The organism is Nocardioides malaquae, assembly GCF_015070385.1.
GTDB lineage: Bacteria > Actinomycetota > Actinomycetes > Propionibacteriales > Nocardioidaceae > Nocardioides > Nocardioides malaquae.
The window spans coordinates 1-23,930 of sequence record NZ_JADCSA010000005.1 but is presented as its reverse complement, the minus strand read 5'-3'; the positions used below and the strand labels follow the sequence as shown (position 1 = coordinate 23,930).

Genomic DNA, 23,930 nt, shown 5'->3' with positions numbered 1-23,930 from the left:
GTCCGACCTGGCCGACGCCCGTGGGTTGACCTGGTTCATTCGTCCGGTGGTGAGTCGTACGCGTCCTCGGGGTCCGTTCGCGGGGCCAGCGCCTCGAGGATGTCGGCGGTCCGTGGGTCCACCTGCTCTTCGGGCTGGATGTAGTGCTTGCGGGTGATCTCCGAGGAGGTGTGGCCGAGCATCTCCGCCGCGAGGTCTGCGCCGGCGGCTCGGTCCAGCGTGGTGGCGACCGTGCGGCGGAAGGCGTGCGGCGTGACACCTTCGATGCCGGCCTGCTCCAGGATGGTGCGGAGCTGTGGTCTCACGTTGTTGGTGGTCAACGGCGTGTGGTTGCGGCTGAAGAAGATCAGGTGCTCCGGTTCCTCGTTAGCCAGGAGGACCAGCCGCTGCCGCAGCACCGCGCCGGCGAAGGTCGGCACGGACACCGTCCTGGTGGACGAGGCCGTCTTGGCCTTGGACTGACGGTGGGTGGGCTTGCCCTTCGGCGAGACGATCGTGCCGCAGAGCCGCACCGTGGCCGGGGTGACGGTGACGTCGACGTCGCACTTGCGCACGGCCAGCACCTCCCCGATGCGGGCGGAGGTCCCCAGCATCACCTCGATGATCTGTTCCAGCTGCCCGTCTGGTCGCGGCCCGGACAGACCCGAGCCGCGGCGCCAGCCGCGGACCGCTCGCCGGATGGCCTCGACCTCGTCCACGGTCAGGGACAGAGTCGGTGACGGTGGCCTGCGCAGCCGGGCTGTCTCCCTGACCGGGTTCTCGCGCATCGCGTCGTAGCGCACGGCAAGACCCAGGGCGAGGCTCAGCACGGTCCGTGCGTGCTTGGCCATCGCGTAGCTCCTCGTGGAGCCCAGCGTCTTGAGGAACTGGTCGACCTTGCGCACCGAGATCTCCCGCAGCAGAAGGTGCTCGAAGGCCGGCAGCACGATCTGGCGCATGTCGCGCTCGTACAGCTCTCTGGTGCTGGGGGCGAGTCTTCCCTCCAGGTCCAGGTCGGCGAGCCAGACCTCGACGAGCTGCCCGAACGAGGAGCTCGGGGTCAGCTCACCAGTCCCTGGGGAGAAGTCGACCCGCTTCGCGATCCGGCGCTTGAGCTCGTGCTCGGCGGCGATCCGTGAGCCGCCGGAGGCTTCGATCCGGCGCAGCTGACCATCCACGTCCCGGAACCGGGTGCGGGCGCGGACCTGACCATTGAGCGTGCTGAACTCGATCCGGCCGAAGGTGCCCACCGGGGTCCTAGGTCGAGCCATCTCAGCTCACCCCAGCTGGGTGGTATGTCCCGGTTGCGGCTCGCGGTGCTGGGCGACCCACGCCTGGACGTCGGAGACGGCGAACTTCAGGTGGCGCCCCACCCGGACCGCGCAGGGCCCGTGACCGTGGGTGCGCCACTCGTAGATCGTCTTGACCGGGACGCCGAGGTAGTCGGCGACCTCGGTGGTGCTCAGCAGGGGTTCCAGGCCCATCAGGGGGCTCGACGAGGTGTCCATGGCCACCAGGTGTCCCGGTGCTCCCGGGTGGCTGGGAGGGCTTCGGAGACGACGGGATCCCGGCTCGCAGCAGCGCGGATTTCGCGACGGATCGCGACCCAAAGTGGAGGGTTTGTGGAGGGTAGATCAAATCTCTAACGCTTTCAGGCCCGGAGATCGACGATCTCCGAGCCTGAAATTTGTCGGGCTGACAGGATTTGAACCTGCGACCCCCTGACCCCCAGTCAGGTGCGCTACCAAGCTGCGCTACAGCCCGATGTCGCCCTCGCGGGCAACGAGGAAGAACATACCGCAGGGCGTTGGCCTTCCAGTACTCGGGGCCCCGTGTCGCCTGCGGCAGGACACCTCAGCGCTTGCGCTTCTCCCGCACCCGCTGCTGCAGCACGATCGGAGTGCCGGCGAAGCCGAACTCCTCGCGCAGCCGACGCTCGATGAAGCGTTCGTAGGAGGCCTCCAGCTTGCCGGAGGTGAAGAGGATGAAGGTCGGCGGGGCGACGGAGGCCTGGGTGCCGAAGAGGACCTTCGGCTGCTTGCCGCCGCGCACCGGGTGGGGGTGCTCCGCGACGAGCCGACCGAGGAAGGTGTTGAAGGCGCCCGTGCCGATGCGGGTCTCCCACCCCTCGAGCGCCTTCTCCAGCGCCGGCACCAGCCGGTCGACGTGCCAGCCGGTGCGGGCGGTGATGTTGATGCGCGGGGCCCACTTCACCTGCACCAGGTCACGCTCGATCTCGCGCTCGAGGTAGTAGCGACGCTCCTCGTCGACGAGGTCCCACTTGTTGAAGGCGATGACCATGGCGCGTCCCGCGTCGCGGATCGTCTGGATGATCCGCATGTCCTGCTCGGAGATCGACTGACCACCGTCGAGGACCAGGACGGCGACCTCCGCGCGGTCGATCGCCGTGGTCGTACGCAGGGAGGCGTAGTACTCGTGGCCCGACGCCTCCTTGACCCGCTTGCGGATGCCGGCGGTGTCGATGAAGCGCCAGGTCTTGCCGCCCAGCTCGATCAGCTCGTCGACCGGGTCGACGGTCGTGCCGGCGACGTTGTCGACGACGACGCGGTCCTCGCCCGCCAACTTGTTGAGCAGCGAGGACTTGCCGACGTTCGGCTTGCCGACGAGGGCGACGCGACGCGGACCGCCCGACTCACCGAAGCGCTCCTCCGGCAGCTCCGGGAGCGCCTCGAGGCAGGCGTCGAGCATGTCACCCGAACCGCGACCGTGCAGCGCCGAGATGGGGAACGGCTCCCCCAGACCCAGGTTCCACAGGGCGTAGGCCTCGGCCTCGGTCCGCAGGTCGTCGACCTTGTTGGCGGCCAGGACCACGGGCTTCCCCGACTTGCGCAGCACCTTCACCACCGCCTCGTCGGCGTCGGTGATGCCCACCGTGGCGTCGACGACGAAGAGCACCGCGTCGGCGAGGCTGACGGCGATCTCCGCCTGGCCGGCGATCATCGCGGCCAACCCCTGGGCGTCGGGGTCCCACCCTCCGGTGTCGACGACGGTGAACGCGCGGCCGTTCCAGTTGGCGTCGTAGGAGACGCGGTCGCGGGTCACGCCGGGACGGTCCTCCACCACGGCCTCGCGCCGGCCGATGATGCGGTTGACGAGCGTCGACTTGCCCACGTTGGGTCGGCCGACCACCGCCAGGATCGGCGTCGGCCCCTGGGGAGCGTCGACGTCGTCGTGGAAGTCGGTCATGGTGTTCCTCGCTTCGAACCCGCGGAGGGGTGGTTGTGGGATTCGGGGTCCGGGATCGGTCCCGGAAGATCTCGGCCCGTCAGGCTGCGGGCACGCTCGACCTCACCGCGGAGGTGCTGCCTGAGCAACGCCGCGGTCGCACGCACTTGTTCCCGAGTCCGTGGCCACTCATGCGGAGTCGTCTGCCACGTCTCACCGTAGACGATGTCGATCGATCCACCACGTCGCGGCAGCGAGCTGCGGGCACCGCCCGGCTCACGGGTGCCGAAGAAGGTGACGGGAACCACGGGCGCGCCCGTCACGAGGGCGAGGTAGGCCACGCCGGGGCGGAAGAGGTCGTACTCCCCCGCACCGCGGTGTCCCTCAGGAAAGATGCCCAACACCCCACCGTCGCGCAGCACCCGCAGGCTGGCACGCACGGCAGCCATGTCGACGGCGTCGCGATCAAGCGGGATCTGGCCGGAGCGCCGCAGCAGACCGCCCGCGCGGGAGGAGAACATCTCGATCTTGGTGAGGGCGTGGGTCGGACGGGGCGCGAAAAGCACCAGCAGCGGACCGTCCACGAGCCCGATGTGGTTGCTGGCCAGGATGACCGGGCCGGTCGCAGGCACCCGGTCGAGGTCGTGCACGCGCACGTCCCAGACGCTCCGCACCAGGCGCGCAGCCCTGGGCGCGTGTCGGGCCAACCACCGCGTGTCGGGAGGGAGGTCGCTGCTGCGCGGGAGGTCCGCGTGCGTCATCCCCGGCCTTGTGCCTGCTGCACCAGCCGTAGCACCTGGTCGATGACCTCGTCGAGGGTGAAGTCGGTCGTGTCGATGTGCACCGCACCCTCGGGCATCGTCAGGGGTGCCGTCCTGCGCGTCGAGTCGATGGCGTCGCGGGCGAGCAACGACGCCTCGGTGGCGGCGACGTCGGAGCCGCCCTCCTCCAGCGCCCGGCGCGCGGCGCGGGCACCCGGGTCGGCAGTCAGGTAGAGCTTCACCCGCGCCTGGGGGGCCACCACGGAGCCGATGTCACGGCCCTCCACGACGATGTCACCGTCACCGATGATGGTGCGCTGGAGCTCCAGCAACCGGGCGCGGACCTCGGGCACGGCGCTGACCGGGCTGACCGCACCGGTGACCGCTTCTCCCCTGATCGCCTCGCCGACGTCGTGACCGTCCACGTGGATGGTGGGCGCGGTGGGGTTCGTGCCCGACTCGATGCGCGGGGTGGGCGCGTACGCCGCCACGGCCTGCGCGTCGTGCACGTCGACGCCCGCCTCGAGCATCGCCCACGTCATCGCCCGGAACATCGCACCGGTGTCGAGGTAGCGCAGCCCGAGCCGGGTGGCGACCCCGCGCGAGGTGCTGGACTTGCCCGAACCCGACGGCCCGTCGAGGGCGATCACGAGTCCGGTGGGGCGGGTCTGCGGCGCGGTGGTCACGGGCGCAGAGCCTACCCGTGCCTAGCGGTGGGTGGTCCAGCCCCGCGCCTCGAGGGAGTCGAGCAGGTGCTCGGCGCGCACTTCCTCCACGACGAGCTCGACGAGACCCACGGGACGGGCGGGGTCGTGGTCGATGCGGATGTCCTCGACGTTGACCTCGCTCTCCACGGCGTCGGCCAGCAGCTTGGCGAGCTGGCCGGCGGTGTCGGGCACCGAGACCCAGACGGACTGCATGGGTCGTGCGGGTCCCCCGTGCTTGCCGGGGATCGCGCGGGTGCCCGCGGCCCCGAGGGCGAGGACCCCTTCGAGCGTCGCGCGGTCACCGAGCTCGATGGCCGTCATCACCTGGTCGAGCTGGCGACGCACCTCGCCGAGCAGGTCGAGCACGGCTTCGGAGTTGGCGGTGACGATCTGGCCGTAGAGGGTGGGCTCCCCCGCCGCGACCCTGGTCACGTCCCGCACGCCCGGACCCGAGAGGGCCAGGTGGGTGGCCGGCGCCGTGGCCAGACGGCCCGCGGTGAGGGCCGCCATCAGGTGGGGCACGTGGGAGGTGCGCGCCACGGCGCGGTCGTGCTCGTGCGGCGTCAACCACACAGGCACCGCACCGGAGAGCCGGACCAGCTCCTCCACGGTCTCCACGGCCTCGACGTCGGAGTCGAGGTGCGGCGTGATGGCCCAGGGGCGACCCTCGAAGAGCGAGACGTGGGCGGCGAGGGGGCCCGAGCGCTCGCTGCCGGCCATCGGGTGGCTGCCGACGTAGCGGCGGACGTCCGGATGGTGACGCACCGCGTTGTAGGGCGCCGACTTCACCGAGCCGACGTCGGTGACCACGGCGTCGGTGCCCCGGGTCACGTCAAGAGCTTCGACGAGCACCTCGGGCAGGTGGTCGGGCGGCACGGCGACCACCACGACCTGGGGTCGGTCGTCGGCCTGACGCGCCCGTCCGGCACCCAGGCCGCAGGCGGTGCGGACGTGCTCGGGGGAAAGGTCGGTGAGCAGCACCTCGATGCCGGCCCGGCGGCAGGCCAGGGCGATCGAGGTGCCCAGCAGGCCGGTGCCGATGACCTCGACCGGCCCGCGCAGCCGACTCGGCGGGGTCGGGGCCGTGGCCTCGTTCTCGGTCACAGCTGTGCGCTGTCCAGAAGCACGCCGAGCTCCTTCGTCGTCAGTTCCCGCATCTGCCCCGAGGGCAGTCCCTTGATGTCGACCGGGCCGAAGTGCGTGCGCGTCAGGCGGCGGACCGGGTGGCCGACGTGGTCAAGCATCCGACGGACGATGCGGTTGCGACCCTCGTGGATCACCAGTTGGACGATGCTGCGCCCCTGGGCGTTGCCACGACCGGCCTCCACCACCTTGATCCGGGTCACCGCAACGGGTCCGTCGTCGAGCACGATGCCCTGCTTCAGCTTCTTCAACGTGGAGGGGTAGACCTCGCCGTCCACCTCGGCGACGTAGGTCTTCTCGACCTCGAAGGAGGGGTGGGCCATGCGGTGGGCGAAGTCACCGTCGTTGGTCAGCAGGATCAGGCCGGAGGTGTCGGTGTCCAGGCGTCCGACGTGGAAGAGCCGCTCGGGACGGTCCGCGACCAGGTCGCCCAGGCACCGGCGTCCCTCGGGGTCGGACATGGTGGAGACCACGCCGCGCGGCTTGTTGAGCACCAGGTGGACGTGGTCGGTGATCGGTGGCAGCCGCTCACCGGCGACACGAATGACGGCGGTGGCCGGGTCGACCTTCGTGCCCAGCCGGGTGACGACCTCACCGTCGACCTCCACCAGCCCGCCGAGCATGAGCTCCTCGCACTTGCGGCGCGACGCGACACCGGACTGGGCCAGCAGCTTCTGCAGGCGTACGAGACCGTCCTCGTCCGTCGCGATGCGTCGGCGTTCCTCGGGCGTGTTCATCAGGTCGTGGGCTCGCTGTCGTGCTCGGAAGGCTCGGATGCCTCGGGGCCACCATTGTCCGCCGGGTCGCCCTCGGGGGCCACACCGGTGCCCGCCCACGCGCTCAGCTCGTCCTCGAGGTCGTCCATGTCGGGCAGGTAGGGCGCCAGCTCGGGCAGCTCGTCGAGGCTGGAGACTCCGATCCGCTCCAGGAAGTAGGTCGTGGTGCGGTAGAGGTGCGCCCCGGACGTCTCGTCGGCCCCCGACGTCTCCACCAGTCCGCGCGCCAGCAGCGTCCGCATCACCCCGTCGACGTTGACACCCCGGATCGCGGAGACCCGGGCACGAGAGACCGGCTGCTTGTAGGCGACGACCGCCAGCGTCTCCAGGGCGGCCTGCGTGAGCCGGGCCGGCTGGCCCTCCAGCACGAAGGCCTCCACCACGTCGGCGTACTCCGCGCGGGTGTAGAAGCGCCAGCCACCGGCCACCGACCGGAGGTCGAAGCCACGCCCCTGGGCGGTGTACTCCGCCGAGAGCCGGCCCAGGGCCGCCTCCACCTCCACCACCGGGTGGCCCAGCGTCGCGGCCAGACCGGTGGCGTCGAGGGGCTGGTCCGCCACCATCAACACTGCCTCGAGGGCCGGAGCGAGCTCCCGGACGGGCGGCACCCCGTGGTCCTGCGCCGTGGGGTCCTGCGCCGTGGGGTCCTGCTCCTCCTGGGTCATGCCGGGTCCTCCTCGGGTGCGGTCCCACTCACGGGACTGGTCTCAGGACTGGTCTCGGTCGCGACCGGCGGCTCCTCGGGGGGCGTCCCGTCGAACTCGTCGCCGACCTCGACGTCGGTGTCGTCGTCACCGGTCCACCGGATCGTGAGCTCTCCCAACGGGGTCACCTGGTCGAACGCCACCACCGACTCCCGGAAGAGCTCGAGCAGGGCGAGGAACCGGGCGACGGTCGTGAGACGGTCCGGGGAGTCGCCGCAGAGGCTGCGGAAGGTCACGGTGCCGTGGCGCCGCAGCCGCTCCACCACCAGGTGCGCCTGCTCGCGCACACTGACCTTGGCGGTGTGGATGTGCTGCAGCGACACCTCGAGCACGGGCTTGGGCTCCAACGCCTTGGCGGCCAGGCGGGCGAAGGCGTCGAGACCGATGCCGATGAGCACCTCGGGCAGCAGCGTGGCGAAGCGCTCCTCCATCTCGACGGCCCGCGGGAACCGACGGGACTCCTCGGCCAACCGACCCTCGAGCACGGCGGCCACCTGCTTGAACGCCTTGTACTGCAGCAACCGGGCGAAGAGCAGGTCGCGCGCCTCGAGGAGCGCGAGGTCCTCCTCGTCCTCCACGTCGCCCTGGGGCAGCAGCCGCGCCGCCTTCAGGTCCACCAAGGTGGAGGCGACGAGCAGGAAGGAGGTGGTCTGCTCGAGGTCCCAGACCGGCCCCGAGGCCCGCACGTGGGCGATGAACTCGTCGGTCACCTGCGAGAGCGCCACCTCGGTGACGTCGAGCTTGTGCTTGGCGATCAGCTGGAGCAGCAGGTCGAAGGGCCCCTCGAAGTTGTCGAGGTGCACCGCGAAGCCGGGGTCCTCGCCGGTCGCCGGAGTTTCGGGCTCCACCGGGACCGCCTCGGCGTCCGGATCGGTCTCCGGTTCCGCCCGGGTGGTCACTCGGAGGTGAGCCGTCGGATGAGCGCGCTGTCCTCGCCGCGCTCCTCCAGGTCGGCCAGGACGAGGGAGACCGCCTCGCGCACAATGCGCCCGCGGTCGACCGCCAGCCCGTGGACGCTGCGCAGAGCCAGGCGGGCCTGCTCGATCTCCAGCAGCTCGCCCGAGGTCACGTAGACGGTCATCTTCTCGTCGTGGCGCACCCGACCACTGGAGCGTCGGGCCGCCGCGGGCCTGCGCTGCGCCCGCCCGGGAGCTTGGGTCTCAGCACCAGCAGAGGCTTCGGTGACGTCCGGCACGGCCCGGACCACGGGCTCCCCCGACGCGTTCTGCGTGGGCCGGAACAGCTCGTCGGCCGCCGGCACACTCACTCGTCGTGCCACCGGGTGAGCACCTCCTTGGCGAGCTGGCGGTAGGAGTCGGCGCCCGGCGACGACGTGGCGTAGGTGGTGATCGGCTCGCCGGCGACGGTCGAGTCGGAGAACTTCACCGTGCGGCGGATGACGGTGTGGAAGACCTTGTCACCCCACGCCTGCACGAGACGCTCCATGACCTCGCGGCTGTGCAGCGTACGTCCGTCGAACATGGTGCCGAGCACGCCGTCGACGTCGAGCTTGGGGTTGAGGCGCTCCTTGACCTTGTCGATGGTGGTCTTGAGCAGCGCCACGCCCCGCAGGGCGAAGTATTCACACTCCAGCGGCACGATGACGCCGTCGGAGGCCGTGAGCGCGTTGACCGTCAACAGGCCGAGCGACGGCTGGCAGTCGATGAGGATGACGTCGTAGCGGTCGATCACTGGAGCCAGCACCCGCTGCAGGGTCTGCTCGCGCGCCACCTCGTGCACCAGCTGCACCTCGGCGGCTGACAGGTCGATGTTGGAGGGAAGCAGGTCCATGCCGGGCACACCGGTGGACACGACGACCTCGTCGAAGTCGACGTCGCGCTGCATCAGCAGGTTGTAGATCGTCAGCTCCATGTCGTGCGGGTTGAGACCCAGGCCGACGGAGAGCGAACCCTGCGGGTCGAAGTCGACGAGCAGCACCTTGCGGCCGTACTCGGCCAGCGACGCCCCCAGGTTGATGGTGGTGGTCGTCTTGCCGACCCCACCCTTCTGGTTGCACATCGCCACGACGCGCGCCGGACCGTGCTCGGTCACGGGCGTGGGCTCCGGGAACTCCGGCATGGGGCGACCGGTCGGGCCGATCTCCATCTCCCGCGTCACGGGGATGGGAAAGGCGATGGGATCACTCACGCGGGTCTCGTCTCCGGTTGGGGTGCGGGTCGGGACGGCGGGAACGGACGGGGGCATCTCGGCCGCGTTGCTGCCGGGAAAACCTGGGATCGACCCGTCCACGCGTCATCACACTCGCTCCATTGTCGACACGGCGACATCTCGCCTTGTGGTCGCGACTCTAGGGGCCACGCTTCGGGGCTCACAAGGCGACCTCCGAAAGCCACAACCCGAGGTCCAAATCTGTGCAGAGCTCCCCCGTCGGGTCCACAGGCGGCTCGGCGCTGTGGAGAGGCCTGTGGAGCGCGGGCGAGCGTCGCTCGTCAGCCCAGGCGACGCATGGCGGCGATCGCCAGGACGAGCTCCCCGGCCTCGTCGGAGGCGTCGCAGTCGACCACTCCCTCGACGACCCAGTCGCGGTGACCCTCGGGGTCGGCGAGCGTCTGCACCACTCGGCGCACGCGACTGCGTACGCCCTCCTCGGCGCCGACGGGCTCCCCCTGCTCCTCAGGGCCCACGGTCAGGTGTGAGGGCCCGCGGGCGTCCGCGTCGGTGAGCACCTGCTCGTGCTCGTCGTAGTAGGCCTCGAGCGCCTCGTCCCACGCCGAACGTCCCATCACGACGGTGCGCGGCGGGTCGAAGCGGTCGGCGGCCTCGCGCTCCAGCCGCACCAGGGCGTCGAGGTCGTCGCGGGCGACCGCCTGCACCCGTGCCCACATGGCGTTGCGGACCATCACCGAGAAGGCCCGCTCCCGCAGGCTCAGCGGACGAGGGCTGGTCGGCGGCTCGTGGTGGGTCACCCGGTCCGGCGCGTGCTCGGGGTCGGAGAGGGCCTCCCACTCGTCGATGAGCGACGAGTCGGTCTGGCGCACGACCTCGCCGAGCCACTCGACGAGACCCTCGAACTCCTCGGTGCGGACGCTCTCGGGCACCGAGTGGCGCAGCGCGCGGTAGGCGTCGGTCAGGTAGCGCAGCAGCAGGCCTTCGGAGCGGGCCAGCTGGTAGCGGGAGATGAAGTCGGTGAACCCCATGCCCTGCTCGTACATCTCCCGCACGACCGACTTCGGGTCGAGACCGTCCTCGGGCAGCCACGGGTGGGTCTGGCGGTAGGTCTCGTAGAGCGCGGTCAGCAGCTCGTCGAGCGGCTTGGGCCAGGTGACCTGGTCGAGCAGCGCCATGCGCTCCTCGTACTCGATGCCATCGGCCTTCATCTCCGCGACCGCCTCGCCGCGGGCAGCGTGCTGCTGCGCGAAGAGGACCTGCCGGGGTGCTTCCAGGACCGACTCCATCACCGAGACCACGTCGAGCACGTGGTCGGGCGACTCCTGGTCGAGCACCTCGAGTGCCGCCAGGGCGAAGTGGCTCAGCGGTTGGTTGAGCGCGAAGTCGGCCGGCAGGTCCGCGGTCAGGACGTAGCGGCGGCCGAACTCGTCGAGCTCGTCGAGCCTCGTCAGGACTCCGGTGCGCACCAGGCTCCGGGCCAGCCGCAGGGCCCGGCGCGACAGCTTCAGCTGGCTGCGGCGGTCCTCGCGGTTGTCGTTGAGGAGACGGCGCAGCACGACGAAGGCATCCTCCTCGCGGGCCACCACGTTGAGGATCATCGAGTTGTCGACCTTCATCCGCGACTGCAGCGGCTCGGGACGGCCCTCGACGAGCTTGTCGAAGGTCTGCTCGGTCCACACCACGCTGCCCTCGGGCGGCTTGCGCAGCTGCGCCTTCGACTTCTTCTTGGGGTTGGCCGCGTTCTTGGCCTCCGCCTTCGCCTTGGCCTTCTCGTTGTCGATGACGTGCTCGGGTGCCTGGACCACCACGTAGCCCGCGGTGTCGTAGCCCGCGCGGCCCGCGCGGCCGGCGATCTGGAGGAACTCGCGGCTGCGCAGGATCCGCTGCCGGCTGCCGTCGAACTTCGCCAGGCCCGTGAAGAGCACGGTGCGGATCGGCACGTTGATGCCGACCCCGAGCGTGTCGGTGCCGCAGATGACGCGGAGCAGACCGGCCTGCGCGAGCTGCTCGACGAGGCGTCGGTACTTCGGCAGCATGCCGGCGTGGTGGACGCCGATCCCGGCGCGCACCAGCTTGGAGAGGGTCTTGCCGAAGCCGGCGCCGAACCGGAAGCCGACCAGCCGCTCGGCGATCTCGGCCGCCTGCGGCGACTTGCCGAGCGGGCGCAGCAGCGAGGTGGCGTGCTCGGCGGCCGCCGCCTGGGTGAAGTGCACGACGTAGACGGGCGCCTGGTTGGTCTCCACCAGCTCGCGCAACGTCTCGTCGAGGTGCTCGGTGGACCAAGTGAAGTGGAGCGGCACCGGCCGCTCGGCGTCGTCGACGAGCGCGGTCTCGCGCCCGTTGCGACGCGTGAGGTCCTCGCGCAGCTCGGTGGTGTCGCCCAGCGTCGCCGACATCAGCAGGAACTGCGCCTGCGGCAGCTCCAGCAGGGGCACCTGCCAGGCCCAGCCGCGGTCGGGCTCGCCGTAGTAGTGGAACTCGTCCATCACCACCAGGCCGACGTCGGCGTCCGCACCCTCCCGCAGGGCGATGTTGGCCAACACCTCGGCAGTGCAGCAGATCACCGGGGCGTCGGCGTTGACCGATGCGTCGCCGGTGAGCATCCCGACGTTGTCGGCGCCCAGCTGCTCACAGAGGGCGAAGAACTTCTCGCTGACCAGCGCCTTGATCGGGGCGGTGTAGAACGAGACCCGGTCGCCTGCCAGCGCCACCCCGTGGGCTGCCAGGGCGACCAACGACTTGCCCGACCCGGTGGGGGTGGCGAGCACGACGTTGCTGCCCGACAGCAGCTCCATCACCGCCTCCTCCTGGTGCGGGTAGAGGCTGAGTGACTGCTCCTCGGTCCAGGACGTGAAGGCGTCGAGGAGAGCGTCGGGGTCGTCGCCGTGCTGCTGCCACCACGGGGTCGAGGGGCTCATCCGCGCGCCCTCGGGTGGGCCGTCGCGAAGACCTCACGCAGGTTGTCGACCGTCACCAGGGTGTAGACCTGCGTGGTCGTGACCGAGGCGTGCCCCAGCAGCTCCTGGACGACGCGGACGTCGGCCCCACCGTCGAGCAGGTGGGTCGCGAAGGAGTGGCGCAGGGTGTGCGGCGAGACGTCACGGGTGACGCCGGCACGGTCAGCGGTCCTGACCAGCACCGACCACGCGCTCTGCCGCGACAGCCGGCCGCCGCGCGCGTTGAGGAAGAGCGCGGGTGTACCGCCTCCGGCCGTCACCAGCTCGGGCCGCGCCCGGGTGAGGTAGGCCTCGACGGCCTCGACGGCGTACGACCCCACCGGCACGATCCGCTCCTTGTTGCGCTTGCCGCGCAGCAGCACCGTGCGGTCGACCAGGTCGACGTCGTCGACGTCGAGTCCGACCGCCTCGGAGATCCGCGCGCCGGTGCCGTAGAGCACCTCGAGCAGCGCGCGGTCACGCAACGCCAGCACCGTGCCGGGCGCACCGGCGGTCTCGAGGATCGCCTCCACGTCGGAGAGGGGCAGCGCCTTGGGCAACCGCTTCTCCTGGGCGGGCGGCCGCACGGCGGCGGCAGGATCGTGCGCCGTCATGCCGTCTCGCAGCGCGAACTTGTGGAAGCCGCGCACCGCCACGACCGTGCGCGCGACAGAGCTCGCCCCCAGCGCCGGGTGGTCGTCGTCGCCCTGGCGCAGGTGCGATACGAAGTCGAGCACGCGCTGCTCGGCCACCGTGTCGAGGTCGGTCACGTCGTGGGCGGCCAGGAAGTCGAGGTAGCGGCGCAGGTCACGCCGGTAGGACTGGAGGGTGTTGTCGGCCAGGCCCCGCTCCACCGCCAGGTGGTCGAGGTACGTGCGCGCCGCGCGCGAGGGGTCGATGCTCACGGGGCCCTCAGAGCTCGCCGCGGCGCCGCAGCACCTCGTACGCGAGCACCGCCTGCACGAGCGGGCCCTCACGCACGTCCCCGCGCAGCGCGGCGTCGAGCAGGTCGTCGAAGGGCGCCCAGAAGAGCTCCATCTCGGCCTCCTCGTGCTCCAGGGTGAAGTCACCACGTGGGGCGTGGCGGAGCCCGCGGGCGAGGAAGATGTCGTGGGTCTCGCTGAGGATGCCCGCCGATGGATAGGTCGACAGGAGCAACCGCCACTCGTCGGCGGCCAGCTCCGCCTCCTCGCGCAGCTCGCGTCGCGCGGTCTCCTCCGCCGGCTCACCCTCGCTGTCGCGTACGCCGGCGGGGATCTCGACGAAGACGTGCTGCGAGGTGTGACGGTACTGCCGCATCAGCAGCACGCGTTCGTCGTCGTCGACGGCCAGGATCATCACGGCGCCGGGGTGACGCACCGCGATGCGGCCGAAGGTCTCCTCGGGGTGACCGGGGCGGCTCACCTCGTCCTCGACGACCGTGACCACCCACGCGTCGGCGTGGAGCACCCGGGAACTGTGCACCGGCCACGACTCCGGCCGGTCCGCCAGCTCACCGGTCACGCTCACGCGTCCTGGTCAACGGGGATCAGGGTCTCCTTCTGGCGCGCCAGCGCGGCGCCGACCAGTCCGGCGAAGAGCGGGTGCGGCCGGGTGGGGCGCGACTTGAGCTCGGGGTGTGCCTGGGTGCCGATGTAGAAGGGGTGCACGTCGCGCGGGAGCTCGACGTACTCCACCAGGCCGAGGTCCTCGTTGACGCCGGAGAAGACCAGGCCTGCCTCGGCCAGCTGGTCGCGGTAGGCGTTGTTGACCTCGTAGCGGTGGCGGTGACGCTCCTCGACCACCTCGGCGCCGTAGAGGTCGCGGGCCAGGGAGCCGGGCGCGAGGGTGGCCGGGTAGGAGCCCAGGCGCATGGTGCCGCCCAGGTCGCCGCCGCCGGAGACGATGGACTTCTGCTCCTCCATCGTCGCGATCACCGGGGTCGGGCTTTCGGGGTCGAACTCCGTGGAGTCGGCACCCTCGAGACCCAGGACGTTGCGCGCGTACTCGATGACCATGCTCTGCAGGCCGAGGCACAGCCCGAGCGCGGGAACGCCGTTGGTCCGGGCGAAGGTGAGGGCGCCGAGCTTGCCCTCCAGACCACGGATGCCGAAGCCGCCGGGCACGCAGATGCCGTCGACGTCACCGAGGTGCTTGCGCGCGCCCTCGGGCGTGGCGCACTCGTCGCTGGCGACCCAGCGCAGCTTGACCTTGGCCTCGTGGGCGAAGCCGCCGGCACGCAGAGCCTCAGCCACCGAGAGGTAGGCGTCCGGAAGGTCCACGTACTTGCCGACGATCGCGATCGTGACGTGCTCCTTGGGGTGGTGCACGCGGCGCAGCAGGTCGTCCCACGTGGTCCAGTCGACGTCACGGAACGGCAGGTCGAGGCGGCGCACGACGTAGGCGTCGAGGCCCTCCCGGTGCAGGACCTTGGGGATGTCGTAGATCGAGGGCGCGTCGGGGCACGTCACGACGGCCTCGTCGTCGACGTCGCACATCAGCGCGATCTTGCGCTTGATGCCGGCCGGGAGGTCGCGGTCGGCACGGCAGACGATTGCATCGGGCTGGATGCCGATGTTGCGCAGCGCGGCGACCGAGTGCTGGGTCGGCTTCGTCTTCAGCTCGCCCGAGGGGCCGATGTAGGGCACCAGCGAGACGTGGATGAAGAAGCAGTTGTCGCGCCCGATCTGGTGGCGCACCTGACGAGCGGCCTCCAGGAACGGCAGCGACTCGATGTCGCCGACAGTGCCGCCGATCTCGGTGATGACCAGGTCGACGTCGTCGCCGCCCATGGCGAGGATGCGGTCCTTGATCTCGTTGGTGATGTGCGGGATCACCTGGACCGTGTCGCCCAGGTAGTCGCCACGACGCTCCTTGGCGATGACCGTCGAGTAGACCTGACCGGTCGTGACGTTGGCGATCGCGTTGAGGTCGGTGTCGAGGAAACGCTCGTAGTGGCCGACGTCCAGATCGGTCTCGGCGCCGTCGTTGGTCACGAAGACCTCGCCGTGCTCGAACGGGTTCATCGTGCCCGGGTCGACGTTGAGGTAGGGGTCCAGCTTCTGCATCGTGACGCGCATGCCGCGCGCCTTCAGCAGGCTTCCCAGGCTGGACGCGGTGAGCCCCTTGCCAAGGGAGGAGACGACGCCTCCGGTGACGAACACGTGCTTGGTGGCGTTACGACTCTTCACGGGCTTCGATGCTACCCGAGCGGGACCGTTCCGTCCGCACCCGCGGCGCCGAAGGCGCCGCCCTGCGTGTCGTACGCCCGTGCGAGCGCGACCACTGCGGCCACCTGCCCCGCGGGACTCTCGACACCGTCCACCGACGTGGCGCTCCCGAGCTGGTCGGCCTCGCGCAGCCGGGCCACCTGGTCCTCGCCGTCGGACGTGCGCGCGGCAACCACGAGGCCGCGGGACTGCTCGGCCAGGCCGGTGAGCAGCCCGGACAGCAGGGCGTCGGCCCCGTCGCCGGTCACCTCGTCACCGAGGACGACCAGCACCAGCGGCGCCCGGCGCGAGGGCGGCTCGACGTCCTCCACCAGGTTGGCGCCACGCAGCCCCTCGGTCACCGACTCGGTGCGGGCCGGCACGTCCTCGGCGTCCTCACCCGTCGTGGCCAGCGTCAGGCCCAGCAGCTCACCGGCCCGCTGGTAGGTGCTGGCTCCCTCGGTCACCGCGCCGTCGGGCAGCTGGGCCATCAGCTGGCTGCCCAACGTGTCGACCAGCGACTTCTCCGCGGTGCTGACCAGGCTCGTGCCGAGGGCCTGGGTCACGGTGACGTTGCCGCCCGCCTCGGAGACCTGGTCGGCGAGGCCGTCCACGACGGACGTCTCTGCCCCGGGCAGCGTCACGAGGGCGACGTCACGCCCGTCGAGACGACCGTCGAGGAGGGTCGAGGAGACGTCCGAGGCGAAGCGCTCCGCGAAGTCGGCCTCGGCCCGGACCTGGGACACCTCCGCCTCGAGCGCTGCGGTGTCGTCGTCACCGCGCCCGATCTCGCTGAGGGGGCCACCGCCCAGCACCACGCCGACGGCGAGGGCGAGGAAGACCGCCACGAGGGTGACGACATGGGTACGGAACGAGATCACGTGAACATCCCCTGGATCAGGTCGTAGAAGGAGGAGAGCTGGTCGGTGAGGGCGTCCGCCCACTCCTGGCCCACCGGGGTGGTGCCGATCGCTGCCAGCAGGGCGACCGCGCCGGCGAGCGTGACGGCGGCCAGGTGACGGGGCCGGGTCCTCCCGGAGTAGAGGGTGCGGACCGCGGTGGCGTCCACCAGTCGATGGCCCACCTTCAACCGCGTCAGGTAGGTCGAGGCCAACCCCGCACGCTGACGGTCCAGGAACTCGTCGAGGGTGGCATGCATGCCGACCCCCACGATCACCGCTGCGTCCTGGGCGTCGGCCAGGATCAGTGCGGCGTCCTCGGTGGTCGCGGTCGACTCGAGCAGCAGCGGCGTGACGCCCCACCGGGAGAAGCGTTCGCCCGCGGCCCGGGTCGAGCCACGGTCGACGCGCAGCACGACGTCGCGCGCGGTCTTGAGGGTGCGGGGGCTCGGCAGCTCGTCGTCACCGGCGTCCGCCGAGACCACGACGACGTCGGGACGCAGCCCCGCCTCACGCAGCGCCTCGGCACCACGGTCCACACCCACCAGCACCGGGCGCTGCTCGCGGATGAAACCGCGGATCTCACGCAGCTCCTGGAGGAAGTCGCGCCCCGGGACCACGACCACGACCGGGCGGTCGGCGAACCGGGTGCGAGGCACCGGGACACCGTGCCCGTGCAGCAGCAGCTCCTGCTCGCGACGCAGGAACTCGGTCGAGTTGTGGGTGAAGCTCTCGAGCTGGTGGGTCAGGCCGACGCGCGCCTCCTCGGCCAGCTCGCGCACGGTGGCCTCGTCCAGAACTCGACCGGACAGCACGGCGTCGGGCGCCAGGCGTACGACGTCACCCTCGACGCTGACCTGCGACCCCTCCCGCGCCTGGGCGAAGAGCTCCTCCCCCAAGGTGTCGACCACGGGGATGCCCGCAGCAGCCAGGACCTGCGGCCCCTGGTTGGGGTAGCGGCCCGACATCAGGGGTGAGGCGCTGAGCACGGCGGCCACCCCGGCGTCGAGCAGCGCCTGGGCGGTGCCACGGTCGAGGTCGAGGTGGTCGATGACGGCGACGTCCCCGGGCTGCAGACGGCGCAGCAGGGCACGGGTACGCCGCTCGACCCTGGCGGGTCCGCTGACGCCGGAGCCGGCGGGAGTCGGGCGATTTCTGGGGGCAAACTTCATGGCCAACCCATGGTTCCAAAGATGGGTGCGTCAATGCCGCACCCGGGGGGCCTCAGCGCGTCGCCCTGGCCGTCTCGATCAGCTCACGGGCGTGGGCCAGGGCCGTGTCGGAGTCGTCGAGCCCCGCCAGCATGCGGGAGAGCTCACGCTCACGCTCGCCGTCAGCGAGCGTACGAAGACCCGAGGTGGTCACGGACCCGTCACTCGCCTTCGCCACGACGATGTGGCGGTCCGCGAAGGCGGCGACCTGGGGCAGGTGCGTCACGACCAGCACCTGCGCCCGGCGCGCGAGCTGCGCGAGGCGGCGGCCGATCTCGATGGCCGCCTTGCCCCCCACCCCGGCGTCGACCTCGTCGAAGACGAAGGTGGGCACCGTGGTCGTGGCCGCCAGGACCACCTCGACAGCCAGCATCACCCGCGAGAGCTCACCCCCGGAGGCACCCTTGTCGAGCGGTCGAGGGTGCATGCCGGCGTTGGCCGCGAGGAGGAACTCGACCTCGTCCAGGCCCCACGCGCCACAGCGCAGCAGGCGTCCGCCGACCTCCACGGCCCCGGTGCCGGGGCCTGGTTCGGCCGACGCCTCCGTCGCCTCTCGCGCCGCATCGGTGACCTCCTGCTGGCGGACCACGACCTCCACGCGGGCGTGCGGCATGGCGAGCAGCGTCAGCTCGTCGGAGACCTCCGCGGCCAGACGCACGGCGGCGGCGGTGCGCAGCTCGGTGAGGTGCGCACCGACCTCGGCGACGCGGCGTCGGAGCTCCTCACGCTCGCTCCGCAGCTGGCCCACCAGCTCGTCGGTGTCGTCGAGTGCGAGCAGCCGCGTCGCGGCCTCGCCGCTCCAGGCGAGCACCTCGTCGATCGTCTCGCCGTACTTGCGGGTGAGCGCCAGCAGGGCCGAGCGCCGTTCACTGACGGCTGCCAGCCGGAGCGGGTCCGTCTCGAGCCCCGCAGCGTAGGACGAGACGTCCGCTGCCAGGTCGGACAGCAGGTAGGTCAGCTCAGCGAGGCGCTCCGCCAGGGAGGCGGCCTCCGGATCGTGGTCCCGTACGCCCTCGAGCGCGGCCCGGGCGGCCGCGGCAGCCGCGAGCGCGTCGGGGGTGCCGTGCTCGGACGACAGGGACTCCCTCGCGGTCTCCGCGGCCAGGCGCAGGGTGTCGGCGAAACCGAGTCGCGTCTCCTCCGCGGCGAGCGTCACGTCCTCCCCCGGCGACGGGTCGACCCGCTCGATCTCCTCGAGGGCGAAGCGCAGCTGGTCGGCCTCGCGAGCCCGCTCCCGGGCCGAGGTGACCACCTCGTGGAGCTCACGCTCCACCGCCTGCAACCGGTGCCACACCGCGCGGTACTCCTCCAGCACCTCTGCGAGCTCCGGCCCCGCGAAGCGGTCGAGCGCGCGGCGCTGCGCCGAAGGACGCAGGAGTCGGTGCTGGTCGGACTGGCCGTGCACGGCGACGAGGGGCTCCGTGACCAGCGCGAGCTTGCTGGCAGGCACGGTCGCTCCCCCCACCCAGGCGCGGGAGCGCCCCTCGGCAGAGATGTTGCGGGCGAGGACGACGCGGCCGTCCTCCACGTCTCCTCCGTGGTCCGCGACGTCTCGGGCGAAGTCGGGCAGGCGCTCCGCGGCGACCACGCCCTCGACGCGAGCCTGACTGGCGCCGCGCCGGACGGCGCCGCTGTCGGCCCGTCCACCCAGCAGCAACCCGAGGGCGGTCACGACCATGGTCTTGCCCGCCCCGGTCTCACCGGTGATGACGGTCAGACCCGGGCCCAGCTCCAGGGTGGACTCCTCGATCACCCCCAGGTGACTGATCCGGATCTCCTCAAACACCGTGGCCCTCCGTGACCCGCAGGGCCTCGGTCTCGTCGCCGGCCTGCTCCTCGGCCACGCGGCGGCGGCGCTCGGCCGAGCCTCGCCACCCCTCGACCGAGAGACCGAACTTGGCCACCAACCGATCGGTGAAGGGTGCTTCGTGCAGTCGCACCAGCCGCACCGGGCTGCTGCCACGTCGCACCTCGATCCGGGCGCCGGGCGGCAGGTCGACCGCGCGCCGGCCGTCGCACCACAGCACGCCGGCGCTCTCGTTGCCGGCCAGCACCTCGACCGCCAGGACGGAGGTCGGCGCGACCACCATCGGCCGGGCGAAGAGCGCGTGCGCACTGATCGGCACCATCAGCAGGGCCTCGACACCGGGCCAGACCACCGGTCCGCCGGCGCTGAAGTTGTAGGCCGTCGACCCCGTGGGCGTCGCGCACACGACTCCGTCGCACCCCCAGCGCGACAGCGGACGGCCGTCGACGCCGACCACGACCTCCAGCATCCGCTCCCGGGCAGCCTTCTCGATGCTGGCCTCGTTGAGCGCGAAGGTCCGGGTCACCAGCTCCTTGCCCTGGTAGACGTCCACGTCGATGGTCAGCCGGTCCTCGATCGTGTAGCGCCGGTGGGCCAAGGCCTCGATGGTGGTCTCCACGTCGTCGACCTCGGCCTCCGCGAGGAAGCCCACGTGGCCCAGGTTGACCCCGAGCAGCGGAGTCCCGCTGCGGTGCGTGTACTCCGCGGCGCGCAGGATCGTGCCGTCGCCGCCCACGACCAGGGCCACCTCGCAGTCGTGCCCCACGTCCTCCCCCTCGGGCACCAGCTCGAGGGCGGGGTCGTAGTCGTCCGCGGCGACGTGCAGCTCGGAGGCCTGGGTGTCGATCATCCGCACGACGATGCCGTGTCCGGTGAGGGCGCGCACGAACTCCAGCGCCACCTCCCGAGCGGCCTCGCGGCCGGTGTGCGCCAGCAGCAGCACGCGGCGGGGGGTCGTCAGGTCAGTCACGGCTCCACCCTCTCACCCGACGCACCCCATGAGGCGGAGCGTTCCACCTCGTCGCGAATCTCCGAGGCCCCGACCAGCGGGCTGCCGCGGCGCAGGAGAAGGAAGAACTCCACGTTGCCCGACGGACCGGGCAGCGGACTGGTGGTCACTGCCACAGCCCCCCAGCCTCGTTCGGCGGAGGCGTCCGCCACCGCCAGCACGGCCTCGGCCCGCAGGTCGAGGTCGCGCACCACGCCACCCTTGCCGACCCGGTCCTTGCCGACCTCGAACTGCGGCTTCACCATGAGCGCCAGGGCCCCCTCCGGAGAGGTGACCGCCAGAAGAGCGTCCAGCACGAGGCGCAGGGAGATGAACGACAGGTCCCCGACGACCAGGTCGACCGGCTCGCCGATGAGCTCGAGGTCGAGGTCGCGGATGTTGGTGCGGTCGTGCACCACCACCCGCGGGTCGTTGCGCAGGCGCCAGACGAGCTGGCCATAACCCACGTCGACCGCCACCACCTCGCGGGCGCCCTGCCGCAGCAGCACGTCGGTGAACCCCCCGGTGGAGGCGCCGGCGTCGAGACACCGAGCACCCTTCACGTCGACGCCGTGGGCGGCGAAGGCCTCGAGAGCCCCGACGAGCTTGTGGGCACCGCGCGAGGCGTACTCGGGCGCGTCCGGGTCGTGACTCACCACGATGGCGACGTCAGTGGTGACGCCGGTGGCCGGCTTCGTCGCGACCACACCGCGGACCTTGACCCGCCCCTCCCCGACGAGGGAGCTGGCGTGCTCCCGGGACCTGGCGAGTCCTCGTCGGACCAGCTCCTGGTCCAACCTCAGGCGACGCGGAGGCACCCCGGGTCACCGTCCTGCCACGTCGTGGGCAGGGTGCGCCTCCAGGGCGCGACGCAGCTCCTCGTGGGCAGCCTCGAAGACCGGCACCCGCTCGGCGACGGGAAGCTCACCCACGGTCTCGACCCGACCCAGGACCCGGTCGACCGCGGCGAGCCCGGTCCGGTCGGAGGCGGCACCGCGCTCCGTCTCGTCACCGAGCCCGGTGGGCGCAGCGGTGACCTCGTCGAGGTCGTCAGGGTGCTCTTCGTTCATGGCTCCGAGGTTACCGTCGGGTCCCGACGTCTTCGTGAGGCGGCAGGAGCCTCGCCACGTCGGCCACGCGGCCCGTGCGGTCGAGGTGGCCCCAAGCGGCCCCGGAGACCGCACGCCACCAGTCGTCGACACTCCCGACTCCCTCCACCTGGAGGACACCGTCGGGGCCGACCGCGGCCCGCCACCCGTCGAGCGTCGAGACGACGCCAGCTTCTGGACGCTCCTCGACCGTCGGTGCCGGATGGGCCTCGAAGAGGCCCTCCAGCGTGCTGGCGATGAAGTCGGGGCGCTCACGGGGCTGGGCCGCCACGACCTCCACCAGGCCGCTGACCCCGGTCAGGACGAGCAGCGAGGCGACCTCGACCGCCCGCGCACCCTCGATGTCGGTGTCGAGCCGGTCCCCCACCATCAGGGGACGCGCGCCGCCCACCCGGCGGATCGTCTCGTCGAGCAGGGGGCGGGCCGGCTTGCCGGCCACCACCGGCTCTCGGTTGCTGAACCGTCGGAGCATCTCCACCTGGGTCCCGTGGCCAGGCGCGAGCCCGAACGACGCAGGAAACGTGAGGTCGGTGTTGCTCGCCACCCACGGGAGCCCGTCCCGGATCCGGACCGCGACACGCATCAGGTCCTTCCAGACCACGTCCGGACCGAACCCGGTGACCACCGCAACGACCTCCGAGGCCTCCGGGTCAGTCACCGGCACGAGCCCTGCCGTGCGGACCGCGTCGACCAGTCCGTCGGCGCCCATCACGAGCACGGGAGCGCCATGCCCGTGTGTGGCGAGCAGCACCCGCGCGGCGGCCTGGGCCGAGGTGACCACGTCCTCGGGGCGCGCCGGCACGCCCAGCGCGACCAGGTGCTCCGCCACCGCCTCGGCCCGTCGCGAGGCGTTGTTGGTCACGAACGCGACGTGGGTGCCGCCCTCACGTAACGCAGCGATGGCCGGAGCCACGCCGGGAACGGCTTCGCCACCGATGTAGACGACCCCGTCCAGGTCAAACATGACGAGGTCGTGGCGCTGCGACAGCGGCACCACCGATTCCTGCAACACGCTCCGCCTCCTTGGCTCTCCGCCCTCGGGGCACCCTACGATGCTTCGATGCACGTTCACGGACTGGAGGCCCCGCAGGTGGAGATCCCGGCGTCACCGACGCGTCCGGTGGAGCTGCGCCCCTTCCGCGGCGTACGTCTCTCTCCCCAGAAGGTCGCCAACCCCGCCACCGCGCGCGCCTTCTCCCGCCCCTACCGCGACGTGGCCCGGCGTCTGGTGCGTTGGCAGGAGGAGGGATACGTCGATCTCGACGTGACGCCCGCGCTCTACCTGCACGAGTACACGGTCCACGGGATGACGATCCGAGGACTGGTGGGAGGCCTCGAGCTGTCCACCCGGGCCGAGCCGGGGGACGCGCGCACGGTCTTCGCCCACGAGGCCATCCACCCGGACCAGGCGGACGAGCTCGCCGAGAGGATGGAGGAGATGGGGATCAACCCCGCGCCCATCATCCTCGTCCACCACGGACCCCAAGCGGTGCGCGACGTCCAGGAACGCGTGATGGCGCTGGCGCCCGACCAGGACTACGTCGACCGCGCCGGGCAGCACCACCGCCTGTGGCGCATCACCGAGGATGCTCACCTGGCCGCCATCAACGGGGCTCTGGCGCAGGCGCGCCTGATGATCGCTGACGGCCACCATCGCTACGCCGCCTACCTCCGGCTCCAGCAGCAGCACCCCGGCACGCCGTGGGACCGAGGCCTCACCATGGTCGTCGACCAGGACGACACGCCCTTCTTCCTCGGCGCGATCCACCGGACCTTTCCCGGCCTGACCTTCGACCTCTTCGCCGAGGCCGCAGCGACCGCCGGTGTGCCCCCGCGCGTCGTCGACGAGTCGAGCGCCCTCCAGGCGCTCCACCCGGGCACTGTGGTGGTCACCGACGGGACGCGCTGGATGACCGTGGAGGTCCCAGACCCCGAGGAGGTCAGCGCAGTCGAGCACCTCCACCACACCCTCCTGCGGCGGGTGGCCTCCGACGACGTCGTCCACCACCACAGTGTGGAAGACGCGCTGGCCGCCGCCCACGACACCGAGGTCGCCGTGCTCTTGCCGGCACCTGACTACTCGTTGCTCGACCGCGCCATGGACCGTGGCCACCTGCTGCCGGAGAAGGCCACGTCCTTCCAGCCGAAGCCCAGCCTGGGGGTCCTCATGCGCTCGGTCGACTCCGAGCTCATGGCACCGCCCCAGTGACCCGCCACCTCAGTGACCGCCACCCCGTGAGGTGACGACGCGGGGCCAGCAACATATGCGGACGCAGAAATGCCAGAAGAGGGAGCACTCTCACGTGGGGTGCTCCCTCTCCTGGTCTTCAAGGTATGTCCGGCGGCGTCCTACTCTCCCACGACCTCTCGGTCGCAGTACCATCGGCGCTGAAAGGCTTAACTTCC

23 protein-coding genes, 1 tRNA gene and 1 rRNA gene are annotated in these 23,930 nt (G+C 71.3%); 1 reads left to right on the top strand and 24 read right to left on the bottom strand.

The window, feature by feature from the left end; all coding sequences use genetic code 11:
- Positions 1 to 35: 35 nt before the first annotated feature.
- From IEQ44_RS06305 to IEQ44_RS06195, 23 genes are all read right to left on the bottom strand, one after another.
- A complete protein-coding gene (locus IEQ44_RS06305; RefSeq protein WP_193637600.1) occupies positions 36 to 1,250 on the bottom strand; it encodes a tyrosine-type recombinase/integrase in 1,215 nt (404 codons plus the stop codon).
- A 6-nt stretch (positions 1,251 to 1,256) separates the two neighbouring features.
- A complete protein-coding gene (locus tag IEQ44_RS06300; protein WP_193637599.1) occupies positions 1,257 to 1,487 on the bottom strand; it encodes a helix-turn-helix domain-containing protein in 231 nt (76 codons plus the stop codon).
- Between the two features lie 182 nt (positions 1,488 to 1,669).
- Positions 1,670 to 1,743 (bottom strand) — tRNA-Pro (locus tag IEQ44_RS06295).
- Positions 1,744 to 1,833: 90 nt separating this feature from the next.
- A complete protein-coding gene (gene der, locus IEQ44_RS06290; RefSeq protein WP_193637598.1) occupies positions 1,834 to 3,186 on the bottom strand; it encodes a ribosome biogenesis GTPase Der in 1,353 nt (450 codons plus the stop codon).
- On the bottom strand, positions 3,183 to 3,926 hold the full coding sequence (locus tag IEQ44_RS06285; protein WP_193637597.1) for a lysophospholipid acyltransferase family protein: 744 nt from the start codon (positions 3,924 to 3,926) through the stop codon (positions 3,183 to 3,185). Before IEQ44_RS06285 ends, der begins: the two co-directional genes overlap by 4 nt.
- The gene (cmk, locus tag IEQ44_RS06280) at positions 3,923 to 4,612 is read right to left on the bottom strand and encodes a (d)CMP kinase (RefSeq protein ID WP_193637596.1); all 690 of its coding nucleotides are present in this window, start codon (positions 4,610 to 4,612) and stop codon (positions 3,923 to 3,925) included. Before cmk ends, IEQ44_RS06285 begins: the two co-directional genes overlap by 4 nt.
- Before the next feature lie 21 nt (positions 4,613 to 4,633).
- A complete protein-coding gene (locus IEQ44_RS06275; RefSeq protein WP_193637595.1) occupies positions 4,634 to 5,737 on the bottom strand; it encodes a prephenate dehydrogenase in 1,104 nt (367 codons plus the stop codon).
- Positions 5,734 to 6,513 (bottom strand): pseudouridine synthase, encoded by a 780-nt coding sequence (locus tag IEQ44_RS06270; RefSeq protein WP_193637594.1) that lies wholly within the window; start codon positions 6,511 to 6,513, stop codon positions 5,734 to 5,736. The genes IEQ44_RS06275 and IEQ44_RS06270 overlap by 4 nt, the downstream gene beginning before the upstream one ends.
- Positions 6,513 to 7,217, bottom strand: a complete 705-nt coding sequence (scpB, locus tag IEQ44_RS06265) for an SMC-Scp complex subunit ScpB (protein WP_193637593.1) — start codon at positions 7,215 to 7,217, stop codon at positions 6,513 to 6,515. The genes IEQ44_RS06270 and scpB overlap by 1 nt, the downstream gene beginning before the upstream one ends.
- Positions 7,214 to 8,155: a segregation and condensation protein A gene (locus IEQ44_RS06260; RefSeq protein ID WP_438861841.1), complete on the bottom strand. Its 942-nt coding sequence runs from the start codon at positions 8,153 to 8,155 to the stop codon at positions 7,214 to 7,216. The genes scpB and IEQ44_RS06260 overlap by 4 nt, the downstream gene beginning before the upstream one ends.
- Entirely contained in the window at positions 8,152 to 8,535 is a 384-nt protein-coding gene (locus IEQ44_RS06255) for a hypothetical protein (RefSeq protein WP_193637592.1), read from the bottom strand. The genes IEQ44_RS06260 and IEQ44_RS06255 overlap by 4 nt, the downstream gene beginning before the upstream one ends.
- Entirely contained in the window at positions 8,520 to 9,362 is an 843-nt protein-coding gene (locus tag IEQ44_RS06250) for a ParA family protein (protein WP_227487055.1), read from the bottom strand. The genes IEQ44_RS06255 and IEQ44_RS06250 overlap by 16 nt, the downstream gene beginning before the upstream one ends.
- Before the next feature lie 344 nt (positions 9,363 to 9,706).
- A complete protein-coding gene (locus tag IEQ44_RS06245; RefSeq protein ID WP_193637591.1) occupies positions 9,707 to 12,304 on the bottom strand; it encodes a DEAD/DEAH box helicase in 2,598 nt (865 codons plus the stop codon).
- A complete protein-coding gene (xerD, locus tag IEQ44_RS06240) occupies positions 12,301 to 13,227 on the bottom strand; it encodes a site-specific tyrosine recombinase XerD (protein WP_193637590.1) in 927 nt (308 codons plus the stop codon). The genes IEQ44_RS06245 and xerD overlap by 4 nt, the downstream gene beginning before the upstream one ends.
- Before the next feature lie 7 nt (positions 13,228 to 13,234).
- On the bottom strand, positions 13,235 to 13,831 hold the full coding sequence (locus tag IEQ44_RS06235) for an NUDIX domain-containing protein (RefSeq protein WP_319804524.1): 597 nt from the start codon (positions 13,829 to 13,831) through the stop codon (positions 13,235 to 13,237).
- On the bottom strand, positions 13,828 to 15,492 hold the full coding sequence (gene pyrG / locus IEQ44_RS06230) for a CTP synthase (protein WP_193637589.1): 1,665 nt from the start codon (positions 15,490 to 15,492) through the stop codon (positions 13,828 to 13,830). The genes IEQ44_RS06235 and pyrG overlap by 4 nt, the downstream gene beginning before the upstream one ends.
- Before the next feature lie 11 nt (positions 15,493 to 15,503).
- Entirely contained in the window at positions 15,504 to 16,391 is an 888-nt protein-coding gene (locus IEQ44_RS06225) for a copper transporter (protein WP_193637588.1), read from the bottom strand.
- Complete coding sequence (gene steA, locus IEQ44_RS06220; RefSeq protein ID WP_193637587.1) at positions 16,388 to 17,581, bottom strand: putative cytokinetic ring protein SteA; 1,194 nt, start codon at positions 17,579 to 17,581, stop codon at positions 16,388 to 16,390. The genes IEQ44_RS06225 and steA overlap by 4 nt, the downstream gene beginning before the upstream one ends.
- A 52-nt stretch (positions 17,582 to 17,633) precedes the next feature.
- Positions 17,634 to 19,406: a DNA repair protein RecN gene (gene recN, locus IEQ44_RS06215; protein ID WP_193637586.1), complete on the bottom strand. Its 1,773-nt coding sequence runs from the start codon at positions 19,404 to 19,406 to the stop codon at positions 17,634 to 17,636.
- Positions 19,399 to 20,388 (bottom strand): NAD kinase, encoded by a 990-nt coding sequence (locus IEQ44_RS06210; protein WP_227487051.1) that lies wholly within the window; start codon positions 20,386 to 20,388, stop codon positions 19,399 to 19,401. The genes recN and IEQ44_RS06210 overlap by 8 nt, the downstream gene beginning before the upstream one ends.
- A gap of 5 nt (positions 20,389 to 20,393) precedes the next feature.
- Entirely contained in the window at positions 20,394 to 21,233 is an 840-nt protein-coding gene (locus tag IEQ44_RS06205; protein WP_193637584.1) for a TlyA family RNA methyltransferase, read from the bottom strand.
- Positions 21,234 to 21,239: 6 nt separating this feature from the next.
- On the bottom strand, positions 21,240 to 21,485 hold the full coding sequence (locus tag IEQ44_RS06200; protein WP_193637583.1) for a hypothetical protein: 246 nt from the start codon (positions 21,483 to 21,485) through the stop codon (positions 21,240 to 21,242).
- 10 nt (positions 21,486 to 21,495) lie between these two features.
- On the bottom strand, positions 21,496 to 22,536 hold the full coding sequence (locus IEQ44_RS06195) for an HAD-IIA family hydrolase (protein ID WP_319804523.1): 1,041 nt from the start codon (positions 22,534 to 22,536) through the stop codon (positions 21,496 to 21,498).
- 48 nt (positions 22,537 to 22,584) lie between these two features.
- On the opposite strand from IEQ44_RS06195, the gene IEQ44_RS06190 reads away from it, so the two are divergent.
- On the top strand, positions 22,585 to 23,733 hold the full coding sequence (locus IEQ44_RS06190) for a DUF1015 family protein (RefSeq protein ID WP_193637582.1): 1,149 nt from the start codon (positions 22,585 to 22,587) through the stop codon (positions 23,731 to 23,733).
- A gap of 127 nt (positions 23,734 to 23,860) precedes the next feature.
- Here the strand turns inward: IEQ44_RS06190 and rrf are convergent.
- Positions 23,861 to 23,930: ribosomal RNA gene (gene rrf, locus IEQ44_RS18485) — 5S ribosomal RNA — on the bottom strand; the annotation flags it as partial.